The following is an 18,145-nucleotide window of genomic DNA, read 5'->3' as shown; positions in this document are numbered from 1 at the left end:
TTATTTTAATATTTGATATAATTCAATATAATTCAATGCTGCCTTATCCCACGAATGGTCTATTTTCATCATTGTTTTTCTAACTGCTTTAAAAGCTTTTTTATCATTATATAATTCAACAGCACGGTTAATGGCGTGGGTAACATCCCAAATACTGGTTTGATCGTGGCAAATCCCAAAGCCCTTATCGCCTATATCAATGACTGTATCTTTCAATCCTCCAATACGGCGCACAATAGGAACCGTTCCATACCTTAATGCATAAAGCTGATTTAAACCACAAGGTTCAACCCGTGATGGCATAATCAGAAAATCTGCTCCAGCATACATCTCGTGCGAAACCTGTTCGTTGTAGCCAATATAAGCATTGTATTTACCTGTAAAAATATCTTTCAATTGATTTAACCGGCCTTCCACCCAATTGTCTCCTGATCCCAACACCAGAACATTGATGTTATCACCATGTTGTTGTAAAGCGGTATAAAAAATATCGGGCAATAAATCGGCTCCTTTTTCATCAACTAACCTGCCGATAAAAGTAAACAGGGGTTTAGACGCATCCAATTGAAAAACATCACAGAGTGCTGTTTTGTTTGCCAGTTTGCCTGCTTCAACTGTTTTTAAATTATAACCTTTACTCAGCATCGGATCGGTTTCCGGATTCCAAACCTCGCTATCGATTCCATTTAATATTCCTAATGATTTCCATCGCTCCTGCCTTAACAAACTTTCCAATCCACGTGCATTGTTCATCATCTCATCCAGGTAACTTGGCGATACGGTGGTTACCCTCCAGGCACATTTAATGGCCGATGCTAAAGGGTTAATGGCATCTTCCCAGCCCAGTAAACCACCTTTCCATAAATCGAATGCTGGTATATAGTATAATTTATCCCAGCCAAACTGACCCTGATATTGTGCATTGTGAATGGTTAAAACTGTCGGAATGCCACTTATTGGCTTATATTTTACGCAATTTGAAACCATAAAAGGAATTAAACCTGTATGGTGATCGTGACAATGAATGACATCCGGACGATGTTCCCATTGTACAATCCAATCGAGTGTGGCAATCTGGAAAGCGACAAATCTTTCTGTATCATCGTGATATCCATATACGCCCGGGCGATCCGTTAAACCCTGGATATGAACAATGTATAAATCGAAACCAAGTTTATTGGTTTTTTCTTTTAATATGCGGTATTGAAAATGATTGTTTCCGTAATTTGCCCAGGCATCATAAGTCACTTCAAATTCACTTTCACGGATAAATTTTGTATCGTAAGCTGGTATTACCACCTTGGCAATGTGGCCTAATTTATTTTGGTACTTTGGTAAGGCTCCTACTACATCGGCTAAACCTCCAACTTTTGCTGCAGGGTAACACTCAGCACTTATATGTATAATTTCCATCAAATATTTGGTCTAGATAACCTAAGTAAGTTACTAATTGTTTTGAATTTTGCAAATAATGATAATTAAATTTTTAGTTAATCGTTTTAAACTGTTAAATACCCTATATATGGCTCATTTAACCCTTTCGGCAAGGCCATCCATCTTAAAGTAGAACAGATTATGCGGTTAATAAGAGTTATCTATACCTGGATTTTTTGACATCAACAGCGACTCTACCAAACGCAAAAAAACCGCTTAAATCCTTAAGCGGTTTTAACAACAAAACAAATATATTTTTGGTTTAAAAAATATCTTAATATTCTTCGGCGATAATTTCGTAGAAATCGCGGATCGGCTGAAATTGCGGGTGTAAGGAAACTACATCTCCAAAAACCAATAAAGCTGGTGCGGTTATTCTTTTATCTTCAACAATCTCAGCAATGGTATCAACAATGCCAACTGCAATTTTTTCTTCTGAGGTAGAACCATTTTGAATGACTGCTACTGGCAAAAGATTTTTATTTTCTGCCTGGAATATGGCTGCAATTTCTTTTACTTTTTCAATTCCGTTTAATACCACAATAGTCGCTTTGGTTTTTGCTGCGATATATAAATCTTCAGAAATTTCTCCTTTTGAGTTTGTTCCGGTTACTGCCCAAAAACTTTCGCTCAAATCTTTATAAATCATTGGGATCTTTTGCAAACTTGGCGCACCCGTTGCACTCGAAATACCCGGAATAATTTCAGTAGGGATACTGTACGATTCTGCAGCATCTATTTCTTCGTATCCTTTGGCGAAGAAAAACGGATCGCCGCTTTTTAAACGTACCACGTGACCGTAGTTTAAAGCATAATCAACAATCAGTTTGTTAACTGCATCCTGCGAAAACGATTCATCATCTGAACGTTTACCCACGTAAACTTTTGGAATACCATCTGGTGCATGACATAATAAAGCTTCGTTCACATTTGCATCATACAAAACAACATCAGCTGTTTTTAATGCTTTAACACCTTTTAAACTAAATAAATCCGGATCGCCAGGACCTGCACCTATTAAAGTAATTCTTGGTTCAATGTTCGCTTTTTCTACTTTATTCAAAATCATAACAGATAATTTAAGCTCGTTATACGTTTGTTAATTATACAAATATATAAAGTCTATGGGAATAGTAGTAATTTATTTTAAAATATTTTCATTTAATTTTTTAGCAGGTGTCGATTTTGATGATTTTAACTGTTAATGAGGAACTTATATTTCTGAACGCGATGAAGAATCCTTATTCTGACACATAAGATCTACTTCAAAGATCCTTTGACTTCGCTCAGGATGACCAACTAATTGGAGATTCCGTGTTTTCTGTGCCTCCGTGGCAAAAACAAACAAAATAAAAACGAACGGACATGGTCTTAGCGAGACGCTAAGACCAGTAGCGGCGATGAAGAATCTTTATTCTGACACAGAAGATCTATTTCAAAAGATCCTTCGACTCCGCTCAGGACGACCAACTGATTGGAGATTCCGTATTTTCTGTGCCTCCGTGGCAAAAACAAACATAGTAAAATGAACATGGTCTTAGCGAGACGCTAAGACCAGTAGCATGGATAATCTTTATGCTGACACATGAGAGCTACTTCAAAGATCCTTCGGCTCCGCTCAGGACGACCAACTGATTGGAGATTCCGTGTTTTCTGTGCCTCCGTGGCAAAAACAAACATAGTAAAATGAACATGGTCTTAGCGAGACGCTAAGACCATTAGCTTTCATTTTAGCTCAGAATTAAATTTACTTACAATCTACACCTTGAAAAATAAATTTACCGGCTTCGAAATTAATAGGTTTATCTTTAACAAAATACGACCTTCCGAGCGTGGTTTCAATTTGCCCTATGCCCATAATGAGTTTTCCATCTTTCTTTAAAAATGCCAATGGATTGGTATAAACGCTTACCGTATCTTCACCGGTTTTAAAGCGGTAATCGACCAATAAAGTATCGCCATTAAATTTTCCATCAATGGTGCCATTGTTATGGGGTTTCTCTCCGTAGTTAATCAATAATGAGCCTGTAACTTTACCAGAGGCCAATATTTTAACATTCATGGCAGCACTGTCTTTTTCAAAGGCCGCAGCATAACAGTTCTCAGTAACCAAAGAATCGGTTTTGGTTTTAGCGCCAGTGGCTGTTTTATTATTTTGGGTACAGGCATACGCAAAAGGGATTGCTGCCAGGGCAAGGTAAAGGATATTTCTTTTCATGGTATTTGTCGTTTATTGTTTTCTACTTCAATATACAAATACGATGACTATTTCCCATCATTTCCATAATGCAAATTTACATCAGAATACTATTTTCGGGTGTTAGTACCGGCGGCAGATCTGTTTCATCAAGCATATCCCTCATATCGATTTCTATTGTCCGCGAGATATTGCTAATTGGCACATCATTGGCACTTCCTTCAAAAGGGTTGGTAGAACTTTCGCCAACAATATCCAGCGAGTTAAACACCCAGGTGAGTAAAATGGCGAATGGAATATTTAACCAAATAGAATAACCCTCAATCAAAGTACCATTCCCCAGTTTGTTAAACTCGTTTAATAAGCCATATGGCACTAAAAACACAAATAAGTTTAACATAATGGTTGCTATTGATGAAAAGTGGCGTGGGTAAGGGAAATTTTTAATTCTTTCGGCTTTGCCCTGGTTATCGTAAAAACTGGTAACCGAACTTTGCAAAGATTGTAGTTGCAAGTCGGATAAGTTCCCTGCAGCAGCCAATTTATTGATATGGCGAGATTGTAAAGCCATTAACTGAGTAGATTTATTTTTCTTGGTTAAAATGTATTTCAACTCATCTGTTGAAAGATATTTCGATAAGATATCTTCTAACTTCTCCGTTTTTTCGGAAACATGATATAGTCTGGCATATTCTATATTACGGGGATCGTTCGAGTTTTCCCAGGCCCTCGGCTCTCTTAACTGAAACCGAAGGGCGGTTAACCAGGCGAAATGGCGGTAAAAAATAACCTGAATGTCTGCCTTTTTATCCTGATTGGCCAGGTAATCGCGTACCATGACCCCAAAAGCACGACTCGCATTGATAATTCCACCATAAATCTGCCTGGCTTCCCAAAGACGTGCGTAACTGGCATTATTTTAAAACTTATGATAAAGGAAACAGCAGTACCTAAAAGTGCCACCGGGACCCAGGAAATGGAAAGAAATGTGAACTTACAGAAATGATAAAGAACAGTTGGAATAATGGCGAGAATGGTTAAACGATAAATATCTCGTCGGGTCCATACAATAAATTCGAAAAAGGTGTATTTCTTTCCAGCGTGCATAGTTTTAGGTTTATTCGGAAAATTATCTGAGGGATTTAAACTAAGATATAAAAAAAATTAAAGGGCTTAAATTTAAAATATTTAAAAAGCGTGTAAACGAAAAACGGGGCTGCCTGATGGTGCCCCGCTGAAATTGCTTTCCCTTTAGATTAAAAACCTAAAGTCTTCATTATTATATTTGGTTGTGGTTCTACTGGATTATATCTTCCATCACACATAGGATTTAGGATCAATGAGTTGAAATAAAATATTCATCATTTCCATCTCACCGCTTATATCATCCGTTCTTCTAGCATTAAGGAATTAAAAATATCAAGATTTTAGCGATATGCGATAAAGCTACAGCCATTGAGGATTGAAAATTGGTTATTGATCATTTTCCATCCCACATCTTCCATTTTACATTCCCTACTTTTCTACTCTACTGCTGCCCTGAACATTAAAGCACCAACGGTTAAGTTCGTACGCGTATCTACCAAAATGGCTGAACCATTTGCCCGGTTATCATCATATAAATCGAAGGCCAAAGCATCAGCAGTTTTAATAATCACACGACCAATATCATTCAATTTAAATTCATCAGCAGCATGTTTTTCAAGGGTATTGATATCAACCTTATGCAAAATTTCACTGATTTTACAGCGGGTAATTTTACTGTTATGCTGAATATTGTACATGATAGAGGTATCTAATGCACGGCCATCCATCCAGCAAAGATCTGCTTCAATCAGCTTCGATTCCTGTGGTAAAGCCGAAGCATTTACAATGGTATCGCCACGGCTAATGTCTACATCATCTTTTAGGTGGATAATTACCGATTGGCCAGCATGAGCGGCATCTGGGGTTTGATCAAAAAATTCAATCTTCTCCACTGTAGAGCTCGCACCACTAGGCAATACCGTAACCTTGTCATTTAAGTTAAAGGTTCCGCTTAATACCCTACCTGCATAACCGCGGTAATCGTGTAATTCTTCAGTTTGCGGACGCACCACCCACTGTACAGGCATACGGGCCAATTGCGATTTATCTAAGTTATCGGTATCAACTTTTTCTAAGAAGTGTAACAAACTCTCTCCTTCATACCAATCCATATTACCTGAATTTTGCACGATGTTATCGCCTTTTAAGGCACTAACCGGAATGTAGGTTACATCAGCCAGCTTTAACTGCTGTGCCAAAACCTTGTACTTTTCTATAATTGCGCTATAAACGGTCTCGCTATAATCAACCATATCCATTTTGTTGATACAAACCACTACATGTTTAATACCCAATAGGGAAACAATATAGGAGTGACGGATGGTTTGTTCTACCACGCCGTTACGGGCATCGATTAAGATAATGGCGAGGTTGGCTGTAGAAGCGCCTGTAACCATGTTTCTTGTATATTGAATATGACCAGGAGTATCGGCAATAATAAATTTGCGTTTTTCGGTCTGAAAGTACTTATAGGCTACATCAATGGTAATGCCCTGCTCGCGCTCTGCCCTTAAACCATCGGTTAAAATGGCTAAATCTATTGTGCCGTCATCATTTTTGCGGTTAGAGCTCTGTAAAGCTTCTAACTGATCGGCCAAAATAGAATCTGTATCGTATAACAAACGGCCGATTAAGGTACTTTTACCATCATCTACACTGCCTGCTGTGAAAAATTTTAATATGTTCACGATTGTTGAAATGTTTTAATGTTGAAATATTTTAATGTTTTGGTTGATGGTTAATAGTTTTTTAGTTGATGGCCTAAATGATGAGCCACAGACTAAAGACTATTGACTTAGGACTCTGGACTAAAAATATCCCCCTTTTTTTCTGTCTTCCATTGCGGCTTCAGAAACTTTATCATCCATACGGGCACCACGCTCTGAAATTTTAGAAGCGCTGATTTCAGAAATAATATCATCAATCAAAGTGGCATCCGATTCTACTGCAGCGGTACAAGACATATCGCCCACGGTACGGAAACGAACCTGTTTGCGTTCTACCACATCTTCATCATCCATATTTAAAAATGGCGAAGCGGCCATCAACTGTCCGTTTCTGGTGATACAATCGCGTTCGTGTGAGAAATAAATACTTGGCAAATCTATTTTCTCTCTGCGGATATAATTCCAAACATCTAATTCTGTCCAGTTACTGATCGGGAATACTCGGATGTTTTCTCCTTTGTGGATTTTACCGTTGTAAATGTTCCAAAGTTCAGGACGCTGACGTTTTGGATCCCATTGGCCAAATTCATCACGAACAGAGAAAATACGTTCTTTTGCCCTTGCTTTTTCCTCATCTCTGCGTGCACCACCGATGCAGGCATCGAACTGGTATTTCGCGATGGTATCGAGTAAGGTTACCGTCTGCAAAGCATTTCTACTGGCATTTTTACCAGTTTGCTCTACCACTTTACCCTGATCTATTGATTCCTGCACAGATCCGATGATTAATTTTTCACCAATCCGCTCTACCATCTGATCGCGGTAAGTAATGGTTTCTTCAAAATTATGGCCTGTATCAATATGGACTAAAGGAAAAGGAAATTTCCCCGGACGGAAAGCTTTTTCTGCCAAACGAACCAAAGTAATTGAATCTTTTCCACCCGAAAATAATAAGGCTGGCTTTTCAAACTGACCCGCTACTTCACGTAAAATGTGAATGGCTTCGGCCTCTAGTTCATCTAAATAATCGAAATTATATGTACTCATTGCAAATGTTGGAATGTTTAAATGTTGAATGATTAAATGCTAAATGGCTTCATTATTCAACTTGTTATATTTGTTGTGTTGTTGTTGTTGTTAAAATTGTTGTAAAGTTGAAAGGTTTGAACGTTGAAATATTCCAACGTTTCGTCGAGTAAGGAGTATAAACCTTCCACCTTTTAGCCCTCCGCCTTATACCTTAAGTAGCGTGCAAACCGCATTCTTTTTTACTCTGGTCTTCCCACCACCATCTTCCGGCCCTAAAATCTTCGCCTGGCTGTACTGCTCTGGTACATGGGGCACAACCGATACTAGGGAAACCTTTATCATGCAGGGTATTGTAAACAATGTTGTTTTCTTTAATGTAGGCTTTCACATCATCTAAAGTCCAATCGAAGATAGGATGAAATTTAACCAGTTGGTTTCCTTCGTCCCATTCTAAATCGTGCATATCTTCACGATTGGCACTTTGATCGGCCCTGATTCCGGTTACCCAGATTTCATTACCTTTTAATGCTCTTTTTAAAGGTTCGATTTTACGGATATAACAGCATTCTTTTCTGTTTTCTACCGATTCGTAAAAACTACTCGGGCCTTTTGTATTTACCATATCCTGCAACAGCTCGTTTTGCGGATAATAGGCATAAATGGGTTTATTATAAATTTCTAAGGTTCGGTTCCAAACGTAATACGTTTCCGGGAACAAACGTCCGGTTTCTAAAGTAAAAACCTTAATCGGAATATTATTGGCAAAAATTAAATGTGTAATCGCCTGATCTTCCCAACCAAAACTGGTCGAAAATATAATACGGTCGGCATATTTAGCTGCCAAAAATTTCAGTTTATCAATTGTACTTAAACCTGCCAGTTCTGCTTTGATCTCCTCTAGGTTCTCCATCACTAAATTAATTTTAAAATAAACATAATCACACTGCGCAAGCTTACAATCATCACAATAATCCCTACAGCAACCATAATCGTTTTTGCCGAAATTTTGTTCGATACTTTTGCGGCGATTGGCGATGCAATTGCGCTACCAATAATCAAGCCCAAAACAGCTTCCCAGTGTTTGCCACCTAACATGGTAAAAAAGGTAAGCGAACTCAGCGTGGCAATAAAAAAGCGGCTTATTTTTACCGTACCCAATGAAAATAATGGGTGCCTGCCGCCTGCAATTAAACTCGACAATACGATTGAACCCCAGCCACCACCAAAGGCCGCATCGATAAAACCGCCTACAAAGCCTAACAAGCCAATTTTCTTAATTTTATCCTGTGCTTTTTTTCTTTTAATATTAAAGGCTTTCATTAAAATAATTGCCCCTAAAACTAAGGTATAAACAGCAACAACCGGTTTAACGTAAGCACTGTAATGTTCTAATGACGACAGAATATAAGCCCCTAAAACTGCCCCGATAATGGCAGGGATAATTAAAATTTTGAATAGTTTCCAGTTTACGTTACCCATACGGTAGTGCATCCAGCCTGCAATACCATTACTCATTACTTCAGAAATGTGAATGGCCATACTTGCCGATGCCGGTGGTAAACCCATCGCTAACGAAAAAGATGCTGTGGTAACACCGTACGACATTCCAATTGCGCCATCAATTAAGGCAAATACAAATCCAGCACCTAAAAACCAATAGAATAATGGATCGATATTAATTAAAAATGCTTGAAATTCTGGTTCCGTATTCCACAAAGAAAAGCCGATAGCACCAATGAGTAGAACGGATGCCACCCAGATTAACCATTTAATGTTCCGTTCGGCAAAACTTTTTTTAGGGTTAATTAAACTTTGGGTAACCTTATTGAGTTTTTTAACCTTTGCCGAAAAATCGCCATTTAAAGTTTGACGCAAAGCACTCATATTCTGCAGTGTTTCATCAAGCTCAGCTGGCAAACCTTCATTTAAAATCTGCTTTAAACGTTTGGCTATGGTTGGTGATTTTCCATTTGTGGAAATGGCAATTTTTAAATCGCCTTTTTGAACGATTGATCCCAAATAGAAATCGCACAGTTCTGGCTTATCTGCCACATTGATCAACAGGCCACGCTCGTGCGTCACCTTTCTGATCTCTTCATTTAAAATATTGTTATTGGTTGCCGCAAAAACGATATCAATATCGTTCAGATCATCTACGTCGAAACTTTTTTGCTTCACCTTTATCAGCGGATAATTGGCGATAAGGGCATAAACTTCTGGCGATATTAATTCTGCAACAATGGTGATGGTTGCCTGCTGACTGTTATTTACAATCGCTGTTAACTTCTCCAGCCCAATATTTCCTGCACCAATTAATAATGTACGCAGCTTGTTCAGCTTTACAAAAACCGGAAAGAGCTGGTTACCTTTTTCTTCTTCCGAAAAAGATTCTGCATTATTAGGTTGGTTAGGCAATACTTGCATATTGTTTAATTAATTTCTTAAATGATGGATGTAATGATACAACTTCTCCAAAAATTAATAAAGCGGGTGCTTTAATATTTTCTTGTTGCACTAAGCCTTCTATAGTTTCAACCACACCAACTACTAATCTTTCATCTTCTGCCGATCCGTTCTGAACCACTGCAGTTGGTAAATGATGTTTGCCTGCGGCTTTAAAAATCTCTACAATTTTTGGCAACTTTTTAAGTCCCATCAGTACCACAACAGTGGCATTAGAATGTGCGGCCTGGTAAATATCAGCCGAAACTTCTCCGGAAGTGGTTGTTCCGGTAATTACCCAAAAACTTTCGCTCATGCCACGGTGTGTAACCGGAATCTGCTGCAAGCCTGGTACACCGATAGAACTCGAAATACCCGGGATTACACTTACCGGAATACTATACGATGCCGCATAATCTAACTCTTCGTAACCTCTGCCAAAAACAAATGGGTCGCCACCTTTTAAACGCACCACGTGACCGTAGTTTAAGGCATAATCAATCATTAATTTATTGATGGTATCCTGAGGATAAGAATGCTCACCTGAACGTTTCCCTACATAAACTTTAATGGCTTCTGCCGGAGCATGCTCTAATAAAGCTTCGTTGGTTAAGGCATCATACAAAACCACATCAGCAGTTTGCAATGCTTTTACGCCTTTTAGTGTCAATAAATCAGGATCTCCAGGACCAGCGCCTAAAAGGGTTATTTTTGATTCTTTATTTTGATTAACCATGTTTCTTTTTAATTGTTGAATTTTGAATGACTAGATGAAGAGTTGTTTGGCGCATGGCATTTAGCGTCTGCAGTTCTCCAATCTCCTATCTATTGTATCAAATCTCATTTCGCTAATACGGCCCTTTTCTCCTTAATCTGATTTAAAAATTGTTTTGCTTCTTCAAAATATTTCTGAGCAAACTCGGCTGTTGGTTCGTTTTTGTTAATCTGTAAAACCAGGTCAGAGAAATTGGTCGATAAATTAAATTCTCCGGTTTCTACATAATGGTTATCAAATTCGCGAATCACACCAACCTGTGTGCTGCTATTTACACCTTTATCTAACAATAACGATTTGGCAGCGCTCACAAAAGTGCTGTAAGTATGATAAATGGCATCGGCATAAGCAGCTTTCTCAAGGTTTTGTTTCGCCCAATCGAATTTTTCATCGGCCTCTAACAATAAGGTAGCGACTAAGTCAATTACCACACCGGCACACTCGCCTACACCAATTGCAGTTACAAACTCTTCTACGTGTCCCCAATCTACAAATTCTTCTGTTTTAAGATTGGTTAAATCGGCCAGTGGCTTTAACAACTGATAAAAATGGTCTTTACCTTTTCTATCATAATATTGGTGAAAGTTCTCCTCTTCCAGGTTATTGGCTTTAAAATCATTTAAAATGAAATGTAAAACACTGGTTGCTCTTTTTGAAGGCACTTTAATTACACGTTCTGCTACTCTACCCACACCATTACCTACTGTACCACCACCCAACATCACCTGAACTGCCGGAACAACTTTTCCTTCAGCTTTTACCGAACTTCCGTGGAAACCAATTTCAGCTAAACCATGCTGACCGCAAGAGTTCATACATCCGCTGATTTTGATCTTGATGTTTTTCTCGTAAATAAACTCAGGGAAATCCGTATAAATCACCTCTTCTAAAACCTCAGCCAGGGTCATTGAATTGGAAATACCCAAATTACAGGTATCGGTACCAGGGCAAGTGGTAATATCAGCTAAACTATCAAAGCCTGCTGTAGTAAAACCAATTTTATTTAAAGCTGAATATAATGAAGGCAATGCTTCCTTACGTACAAACTTTAATAATAAGCCCTGGTTTTGCGTAATCCTGATTTCATCAGCCACATAAAGTCTGATGGCATCAACAAAAGCACGCGCCTTATCAGTTTTAATATCGCCTACCTGAACTTTTACATAAACGCCATAAAATCCGGCTTGTTTCTGCTCAATTACATTGGTCGCTAACCAGTGTTTGTAATGAGCTTCGTTTAATATTTCTACCGCAGGGTACTCCTGTTCTAAAGGCAAGAGTGGCTGAGGTACCGTATTAATATCGATTTTAAAGGTTTTTACTTTGTTGGCAATGCGCTCTTCAGCAACCAAACGTAAAACTTCTTCTAAACCTAATTTTTGAACTAAATATTTTAAACGCGCTTTGTTACGGTTGGTGCGTTCGCCATAACGGTCGAATACACGAAGAACCGATTCAGTAAATGGAATTAACTGGTCTTCAGGTAAAAACTCATGTACCGCATTGGCTAAAAACGGCTGCGCACCTAAACCACCTGCAAATAAAACTTTAAATCCACGTTCGCCATTTTCGTTAATTTTAGGAATAAAACCTAAATCGTGAATATAGCTAAACGCGGTATCTCTATCACTCGAAGAGAATGAAATTTTAATCTTTCTACCCATTTCCTGACAGATTGGGTTACGCAAAAAGTAAGCAAATACGGCCTGCGCATATGGCGAAACATCAAAAGGTTCTTCTGCATCAATTCCAGCATTTGGAGAAGCGGTTACATTACGTACCGTATTTCCACAAGCCTCGCGAAGCGTAATATCATCCTGCTCTAATTTAGCCCAAAGTTCTGGTGTGCGATCTAAACTTACATAGTGAATCTGAATATCCTGACGGGTAGTTAAGTGTAAATTTCCACTTCCATACTCATCAGCAATATCGGCAATACGTAACAACTGCTTAAAAGTTACCTTACCAAAAGGCAGTTTAATACGCACCATTTGTACTCCAGGCTGTCTTTGACCGTAAACACCGCGTGCTAAGCGGAGGCTTCTAAACTTTTCGTCGTGGATGGTTCCATCTCTAAAAGCTTTAATTTTATTCTCCAAATCGATAATGTCCTGCTCGACAATCGGATTTTCGAGTTCTGTTCTGAAACTTTGCATATGTGTTGTTAGCTTTATTCTAAAAATGCTTCCCTGTTACCGAGAAGCATTCCATATTTTATACTTAAAATTATCTGTAGGCTCCTATTACTGCGTTTTACAACAACACATTATTTGCATAGCGATTAATTGATTAGGTATAAAATTGAAATTCATACGCCAAATATATAAAGTATATAGGAATAGTCGTAATTTATTATGAAAAATTTTACGAAAACCTGTTAAACCTGGCAGGTGACCTCCGCTAAACGCCATCCTGAACTTGTTTCAGGATCTGTTTTGAATGGCTGGTTAATAAATAGCTAACTGTCAACCTGTAACTTAATTCCAGATTGATAACTGAAAACCGAAAATTGTCAACTGATTAGGGCGCTAACGCGGATTAAGACCTCGCATGTTTTAAAAACCTTCGAGGTCTTAACTCCCGATCTTGCTACTACCGCTGTTAAATAAACCCGATTGCAGTGGTAGCTGCCGGCTTCAAGCCGGCACTACAAACGGAAAGCGGGACTGAAAACCCCTATGAAAAACTGAACTTTCATTTCCAAAAAAAAAAATCCCAAACTCAATAAATGAATTTGGGATTAATATTTTAAAACCTGCGAGGTTTAAGACATATCGTATTAGACCCTGAAATGAATTCCGGGTGACGGATTTAATGGCGAAAAATAAATATTATAAATTAATAACCCCGATTTTCAGGTTATCCTCACGGCCAATTACATCTGCAATGCTCGTTTCGGTTAAAACCTTAAGCGTAGCATCTCTAACATCAATAAAGGCACTTCTGATTCCGCAGGTTTTCTCGTCAACACATTCATCACATTTGTGATAAAAATTTAAACTTGCACAAGGCACCATGGCAATAGGACCATCAGTTACACGCATTACGTGTACCAATAAAATCTCTTCGGGCTTTTTGTTTAAGCTATAACCACCGCCTGCGCCTTTTTTACTGTATAAAAAACCAGCGTTACGTAAATCGAGCAGGATTTGCTCTAAGAATTTTTTCGGGATATGCTCCTCCTCTGCAATTTTTGAAATTTGCATAGGTGGTTTATCTAAATTTTTACCAAGCGCAACAAGCGCTTTAATGGCATACTTTGTTTTTTTGGACAGCATATTTGCACAAAGCTAATAAAAGAAAGTAAATTATAAAATATGCAACAGGAAGTTGATTTTAATTCAACAAACTATGATATTGATAAATATAAGGCTTAATAACGATAATTGCTTTAATCAAACCAGCGTAAAAATAATCGCTAACCGTAACAGTAGCTTATTATCAGCGTTTAAATTCTACTTTTACCTATATTCTGAATTACAGATTTTTAACAATGAAAAGAAAACTCAATCTATTGCCGCTCCTAATCGTTGCAATTATATTTTTTGCCCTTAACGCCTATGTTTTATCTGGCCTGGGTACCATCAATCAATCTACCTGGCTTAGTCCTATTTTCTGGGTCTTTATTGTTGGACTAACTTTCGCTTTACTTTACGCCATTCAGCAGATGCGGATTCAGGGCATGAACAGGTTCTTCCAGATCATCAGCCATGCCTTTCTGATCATTTTTGCCGCAGAAATTGTATTTGCCTTTTTTCTGCTTCTGGGCGATGTTTACCGCTTGCTATTAGGGCTTTCAACTAATTTTCAGCCAGAAGGTTTCCATATTTTAGGCCGCAGCAATTACTGGGTTGATTTTGCCTTTGTAATGTTCTGTTTAACCATTGCCTTATTTGCTTATGGCATTACCCAGGGAAAATATGCTTACCGCGTAATTAAACATACTTTATACTTTGATGATCTGCCTGCCAGTTTTGATGGTTTCACGCTAACCCAAATATCGGATGTACACGCGGGAAGTTTTACCAATCCTAAAGCGGTACAAAAAGGTATCGACATGATCAATGCCCAAAAGAGCGATCTGTTTGTTTTTACCGGCGATTTGGTCAATAATGCCTCTTCTGAAATTGTGCCTTACATTGGCCATTTTTCGCAAATCAAAGCACCCTTCGGACAATTTTCCGTTTTGGGCAATCACGATTATGGTGACTATATCAAGTGGCCTACAGAAGCGGATAAAACACAGAATCTAAATCAGTTAAAAGCTTATCATAAAGAACTTGGCTTTAAGCTTTTATTGGATGAACATGTGGAACTGCATAAAAATGGCGAGAAAATTATACTGGCCGGAATAGAAAACTGGGGAATTGGTTTTGGAGAGCGCGGCGATTTGAATAAAGCCCTGCAAAATACCGCTGTTAACGATTTCAAGATTCTCTTATCACACGATCCTTCGCATTGGGATGCGCAGGTAAAAAATTATCCTTCGAAAATTCAGCTGTCGCTGGCCGGACATACACACGGTATGCAGTTTGGGATCGAAGCTTTTGGGATTAAATGGAGCCCTGTAAAATACCGTTACAAACATTGGGCGGGCATTAAAACCGAAAACGGAAGGTACTTGAATGTAAACAGAGGCTTCGGTTTTCTAGGCTTTTCAGGGCGAATTGGTATCTGGCCGGAGATTACGGTAATTGAATTGAAGCGGAAGTAAAACAGTTATTACCAACTATTCTTTCTAACAAAAAGGTCGTCATTTCGAGCGAAGTGCAACGAAGCCGAGAAATCTGCCTAGGTAGATCTCTCCATTCCGCTGCGCTACAGTCGAGATGACGACCGAAAAAATCTAACCTAGTAATTAAGCGTATACGTCAAATTATACGTACGGCCACGGCCTGCATAATAAAAGGTTTCTTTCTTCGCTAAGGATTGATATAAAAACTGTGAGCGTTGACTCCAGATGGTCTGATAGTTTTTGTTCAACAGGTTTTGTACCCCAAATGATAAACTTCCGGTAAATAATTTTACCGAACCTAATAAATCAACCGTGGTGAAGCCTTTTAACTCATTTTGCACGGCAACATTTGCAATTGTTGCATAACCTTTCGAATCAAACGAGTGAAAAGCCTGTGCTTTTAAACCGAATACTTTTCCGTTATAACCCAGGTAACCTGCAATTTTTGACGGACTGGCCACCGTTACATCCTGTAAAGACCAGGTACCATCAGCATTTTGTTTCTGGGTTTTGATATACAAACCGTTTACTCCAGCCTCGAAACCATTTTGCAGGTTTAACGATAATGAACCTTCAACACCTATATTCCGTACATTTTCATCAAAAACTTCAATGTTGAATGTGCTGTTGGTTTTCACATTTTTATCTGATAAGGCATAAAAACCAGCTACCTGTGCATTAAATACGCCTGTGCGATAACGGTAACCTGCTTCGTACTGTTCTGTTTTGATACCGGTTAAAGGAGAACTTGCAACATTAATCGAGTTACCTAAATTCCAGTTGGTGCCAGCTAAAGTATAAGCACCCTGTCCATAATATTTTGCCGGATCAGCCAGGTTAAAACCTTGTGAAAAATTAACCCAGGCCTGTTGAGGGGCATTGATTTTAAATACCAAACCACCATTTAATAAGTTCACATCATAATGGTTTTCTCCACCTGCAATAGCAGTAGCCGTTCTACCCACGCCATAAGCCAAAGGAACCGCTGCAGCAGTACCCACAAAATCGCCAACTTTAACAAACATGCGTTGCTGGCGCACTCCTCCTGATAAAGTTAAAAAATCGGCTACTTTAACCTGAGCTTGTAAAAATCCAGATAAACCATTCACCCTAAAGTTTGGATAACGGGCAATGGTCGCTACTGTAGTATTGTTTAAACCGCCCGATGTGGCAGCTTTTGTTCTATCAAACAGGGCTTGCTGGGCATTAAAATTCTCATTATCGGCATCAATTCCATAAGTAAGGTTTAGTCGGTTCCAATCTTTATTCAATACGAGTTTTAATGCACTATAATTCGTGTTTTGGATAGATGATCCGCTGTAAAGCACACCAGGTATTGCTGCCTGTCCCGGAAATGGGTGAAAGCTGAATTTTTCATTTCTTGCCGCTGCCTGTACATAAAGTGTTTGTCCACCCAAAATGTCGCTGGCCTGGTAATTGGCATTGATATTCGCTCGGCTGGTTTTTGGGTCAACATCTGCTGAATAACCATTTCTCATTTCTAAAAGTGCCGGATTTGATAATAATCCACCATAATTTGTACCCAGGAAAAGGTCTTTATCACCACGGTAACCCGAATTGTAATATTGGGCATTCACCGATAGTTTTTGGTAGTCTGTCAATTTAAATTCAGTACTTCCGAAAAAATCGAAGGACTGGTTATACTGTAAATCTGTTTGTGTAATGTCAGTAAAAATCTGTTTTCCATCTGCGCCATAGGCTGCGTTATTTTTCTGGAAGGCCATACCGATACGTCCGTTCCAATCTTTGCTCCCGCCTGAAATCGCTTGTGCTACACGTACATCGTGGTCACTTTTTTCTTTCAAACCGCTGCGTACACCAACCTGTGTAGTGAAGCTTGGCTGACTATCCTGCCCTTTTTTGGTAATAATGTTGATAATACCGCCTGTTGCACCACCGCCATAAACGGCGCTTGCTCCAGACAATACCTCTATTCTTTCGATGTTGAAAGGATCTATCGATTCGAACTGACGGCTTACACCACGTGTACTGTTTAACGATACCCCGTCAATCATCACCAATGCATCTCTGCCGCGTTGGTTTTGGCCGTAATTCGTACGTCCCTCCGGACCAGCATCCAAACTCGGGATCAATTGCGCCAATGTTTGTTTAAGCGGAATCCCTGCTCTGGCTTGTTCCTGAATTTTTGCACCGTCTACAACCCAAACTGTACCTGGTATCTCGCTGATTTTGGTCGGTTTACGTGATGAAACCACCACCACCTCCTGCATATTGGAAGTAGGGCTTAAATAAAGGGTTAAATTAACCGTTTGGTCTTTAGCCAAACTTACTTTTTGCAGTATGGTTGTATATCCTACATAACTTACCTGTAATTTGTAAGCACCTTCGGTTAATTTTAACTCGAAGCTGCCATCAGCAGCAGTTGTAGCCGAAGCATTTTTGCCTTCGACTTTAATATTTGCCCCCGCAAGCGGAGCAGTTTCGCCAATTACCTTTCCGGTAACAGTTTGTGCTTTACCTGTTAACATAAATCCACAAACAAGGATTGCAATTAAGTATAGATTTTTCATTTACTATTATTTTTTTTGCGCAAAGCAATCATTTATTTAGATCAAATCCAAATAAAATATTTTAATTTTCTCTTGAACAGCCTACTAAAACGGTTAAGTAGCACTTCATAAACAACTTATCAACAATGTGTTAAAAATATTTTAAATATTATTTTTAATCAATCTAAATAAAAATATACCTTAGCGGTCGGAATTATCGATAAAAAAACTGCTCAAGCTAATCTCTCA

13 protein-coding genes are annotated in these 18,145 nt (G+C 38.7%); 1 reads left to right on the top strand and 12 read right to left on the bottom strand.

Annotated features, from left to right (window positions below; all coding sequences use genetic code 11):
- The 11 genes from AC07YT_RS06975 to AC07YT_RS06925 all read right to left on the bottom strand — a co-directional run bounded on the left by AC07YT_RS06975 (nucleotide 1) and on the right by AC07YT_RS06925 (nucleotide 13,908).
- On the bottom strand, nucleotides 1-1,413 hold the full coding sequence (locus AC07YT_RS06975) for a glycogen synthase (protein WP_086545370.1): 1,413 nt from the start codon (nucleotides 1,411-1,413) through the stop codon (nucleotides 1-3).
- A 295-nt stretch (nucleotides 1,414-1,708) separates the two neighbouring features.
- Entirely contained in the window at nucleotides 1,709-2,503 is a 795-nt protein-coding gene (cobA, locus tag AC07YT_RS06970) for a uroporphyrinogen-III C-methyltransferase (RefSeq protein WP_086545369.1), read from the bottom strand.
- 678 nt (nucleotides 2,504-3,181) lie between these two features.
- On the bottom strand, nucleotides 3,182-3,652 hold the full coding sequence (locus AC07YT_RS06965) for a hypothetical protein (protein WP_086545368.1): 471 nt from the start codon (nucleotides 3,650-3,652) through the stop codon (nucleotides 3,182-3,184).
- 76 nt (nucleotides 3,653-3,728) lie between these two features.
- Nucleotides 3,729-4,496, bottom strand: a complete 768-nt coding sequence (locus AC07YT_RS06960) for a bestrophin family protein (protein ID WP_494945259.1) — start codon at nucleotides 4,494-4,496, stop codon at nucleotides 3,729-3,731.
- Between the two features lie 658 nt (nucleotides 4,497-5,154).
- Entirely contained in the window at nucleotides 5,155-6,405 is a 1,251-nt protein-coding gene (locus AC07YT_RS06955; RefSeq protein WP_086545367.1) for a sulfate adenylyltransferase subunit 1, read from the bottom strand.
- Nucleotides 6,406-6,525: 120 nt separating this feature from the next.
- Nucleotides 6,526-7,431 (bottom strand): sulfate adenylyltransferase subunit CysD, encoded by a 906-nt coding sequence (cysD, locus tag AC07YT_RS06950; protein ID WP_057932867.1) that lies wholly within the window; start codon nucleotides 7,429-7,431, stop codon nucleotides 6,526-6,528.
- Between the two features lie 193 nt (nucleotides 7,432-7,624).
- Nucleotides 7,625-8,323: a phosphoadenylyl-sulfate reductase gene (locus AC07YT_RS06945; protein ID WP_086545366.1), complete on the bottom strand. Its 699-nt coding sequence runs from the start codon at nucleotides 8,321-8,323 to the stop codon at nucleotides 7,625-7,627.
- 2 nt (nucleotides 8,324-8,325) lie between these two features.
- Nucleotides 8,326-9,837: a TSUP family transporter gene (locus AC07YT_RS06940; RefSeq protein WP_086545365.1), complete on the bottom strand. Its 1,512-nt coding sequence runs from the start codon at nucleotides 9,835-9,837 to the stop codon at nucleotides 8,326-8,328.
- Nucleotides 9,821-10,591 (bottom strand): uroporphyrinogen-III C-methyltransferase, encoded by a 771-nt coding sequence (gene cobA, locus AC07YT_RS06935; RefSeq protein WP_086545364.1) that lies wholly within the window; start codon nucleotides 10,589-10,591, stop codon nucleotides 9,821-9,823. Before cobA (AC07YT_RS06935) ends, AC07YT_RS06940 begins: the two co-directional genes overlap by 17 nt.
- Before the next feature lie 104 nt (nucleotides 10,592-10,695).
- Entirely contained in the window at nucleotides 10,696-12,786 is a 2,091-nt protein-coding gene (locus AC07YT_RS06930; protein WP_086545363.1) for a ferredoxin-like domain-containing protein, read from the bottom strand.
- Between the two features lie 675 nt (nucleotides 12,787-13,461).
- The gene (locus AC07YT_RS06925; RefSeq protein ID WP_086545362.1) at nucleotides 13,462-13,908 is read right to left on the bottom strand and encodes an RrF2 family transcriptional regulator; all 447 of its coding nucleotides are present in this window, start codon (nucleotides 13,906-13,908) and stop codon (nucleotides 13,462-13,464) included.
- 215 nt (nucleotides 13,909-14,123) lie between these two features.
- Here AC07YT_RS06925 and AC07YT_RS06920 point away from each other — a divergent pair, with 215 nt between their 5' ends.
- Nucleotides 14,124-15,344, top strand: coding sequence for a metallophosphoesterase (locus AC07YT_RS06920; RefSeq protein ID WP_086545361.1), 1,221 nt, complete (start codon nucleotides 14,124-14,126; stop codon nucleotides 15,342-15,344).
- Between the two features lie 137 nt (nucleotides 15,345-15,481).
- On the opposite strand, the gene AC07YT_RS06915 is transcribed toward AC07YT_RS06920, so the two are convergent.
- Complete coding sequence (locus AC07YT_RS06915; RefSeq protein WP_086545360.1) at nucleotides 15,482-17,917, bottom strand: TonB-dependent receptor; 2,436 nt, start codon at nucleotides 17,915-17,917, stop codon at nucleotides 15,482-15,484.
- Nucleotides 17,918-18,145: the final 228 nt, after the last annotated feature.

This window comes from Pedobacter sp. GW460-11-11-14-TSB4 (genome assembly GCF_059423705.1).
The sequence above is the reverse complement of the archived record's forward strand: the minus strand, read 5'-3'. Positions and strand labels throughout refer to the sequence as shown.

Bases quoted from the DNA above. Each gene is read 5' to 3' on its own strand.
- AC07YT_RS06975 (WP_086545370.1), bottom strand. From the start codon at position 1,413: ATGGAAATTATACATATAAGTGCTGAGTGTTACCCTGCAGCAAAAGTT.
- cobA (WP_086545369.1), bottom strand. From the start codon at position 2,503: ATGATTTTGAATAAAGTAGAAAAAGCGAACATTGAACCAAGAATTACT.
- AC07YT_RS06965 (WP_086545368.1), bottom strand. From the start codon at position 3,652: ATGAAAAGAAATATCCTTTACCTTGCCCTGGCAGCAATCCCTTTTGCG.
- cysD (WP_057932867.1), bottom strand. From the start codon at position 7,431: ATGAGTACATATAATTTCGATTATTTAGATGAACTAGAGGCCGAAGCC.
- AC07YT_RS06945 (WP_086545366.1), bottom strand. From the start codon at position 8,323: ATGGAGAACCTAGAGGAGATCAAAGCAGAACTGGCAGGTTTAAGTACA.
- AC07YT_RS06940 (WP_086545365.1), bottom strand. From the start codon at position 9,837: ATGCAAGTATTGCCTAACCAACCTAATAATGCAGAATCTTTTTCGGAA.
- cobA (WP_086545364.1), bottom strand. From the start codon at position 10,591: ATGGTTAATCAAAATAAAGAATCAAAAATAACCCTTTTAGGCGCTGGT.
- AC07YT_RS06930 (WP_086545363.1), bottom strand. From the start codon at position 12,786: ATGCAAAGTTTCAGAACAGAACTCGAAAATCCGATTGTCGAGCAGGAC.
- AC07YT_RS06925 (WP_086545362.1), bottom strand. From the start codon at position 13,908: ATGCTGTCCAAAAAAACAAAGTATGCCATTAAAGCGCTTGTTGCGCTT.
- AC07YT_RS06920 (WP_086545361.1), top strand. From the start codon at position 14,124: ATGAAAAGAAAACTCAATCTATTGCCGCTCCTAATCGTTGCAATTATA.
- AC07YT_RS06915 (WP_086545360.1), bottom strand. From the start codon at position 17,917: ATGAAAAATCTATACTTAATTGCAATCCTTGTTTGTGGATTTATGTTA.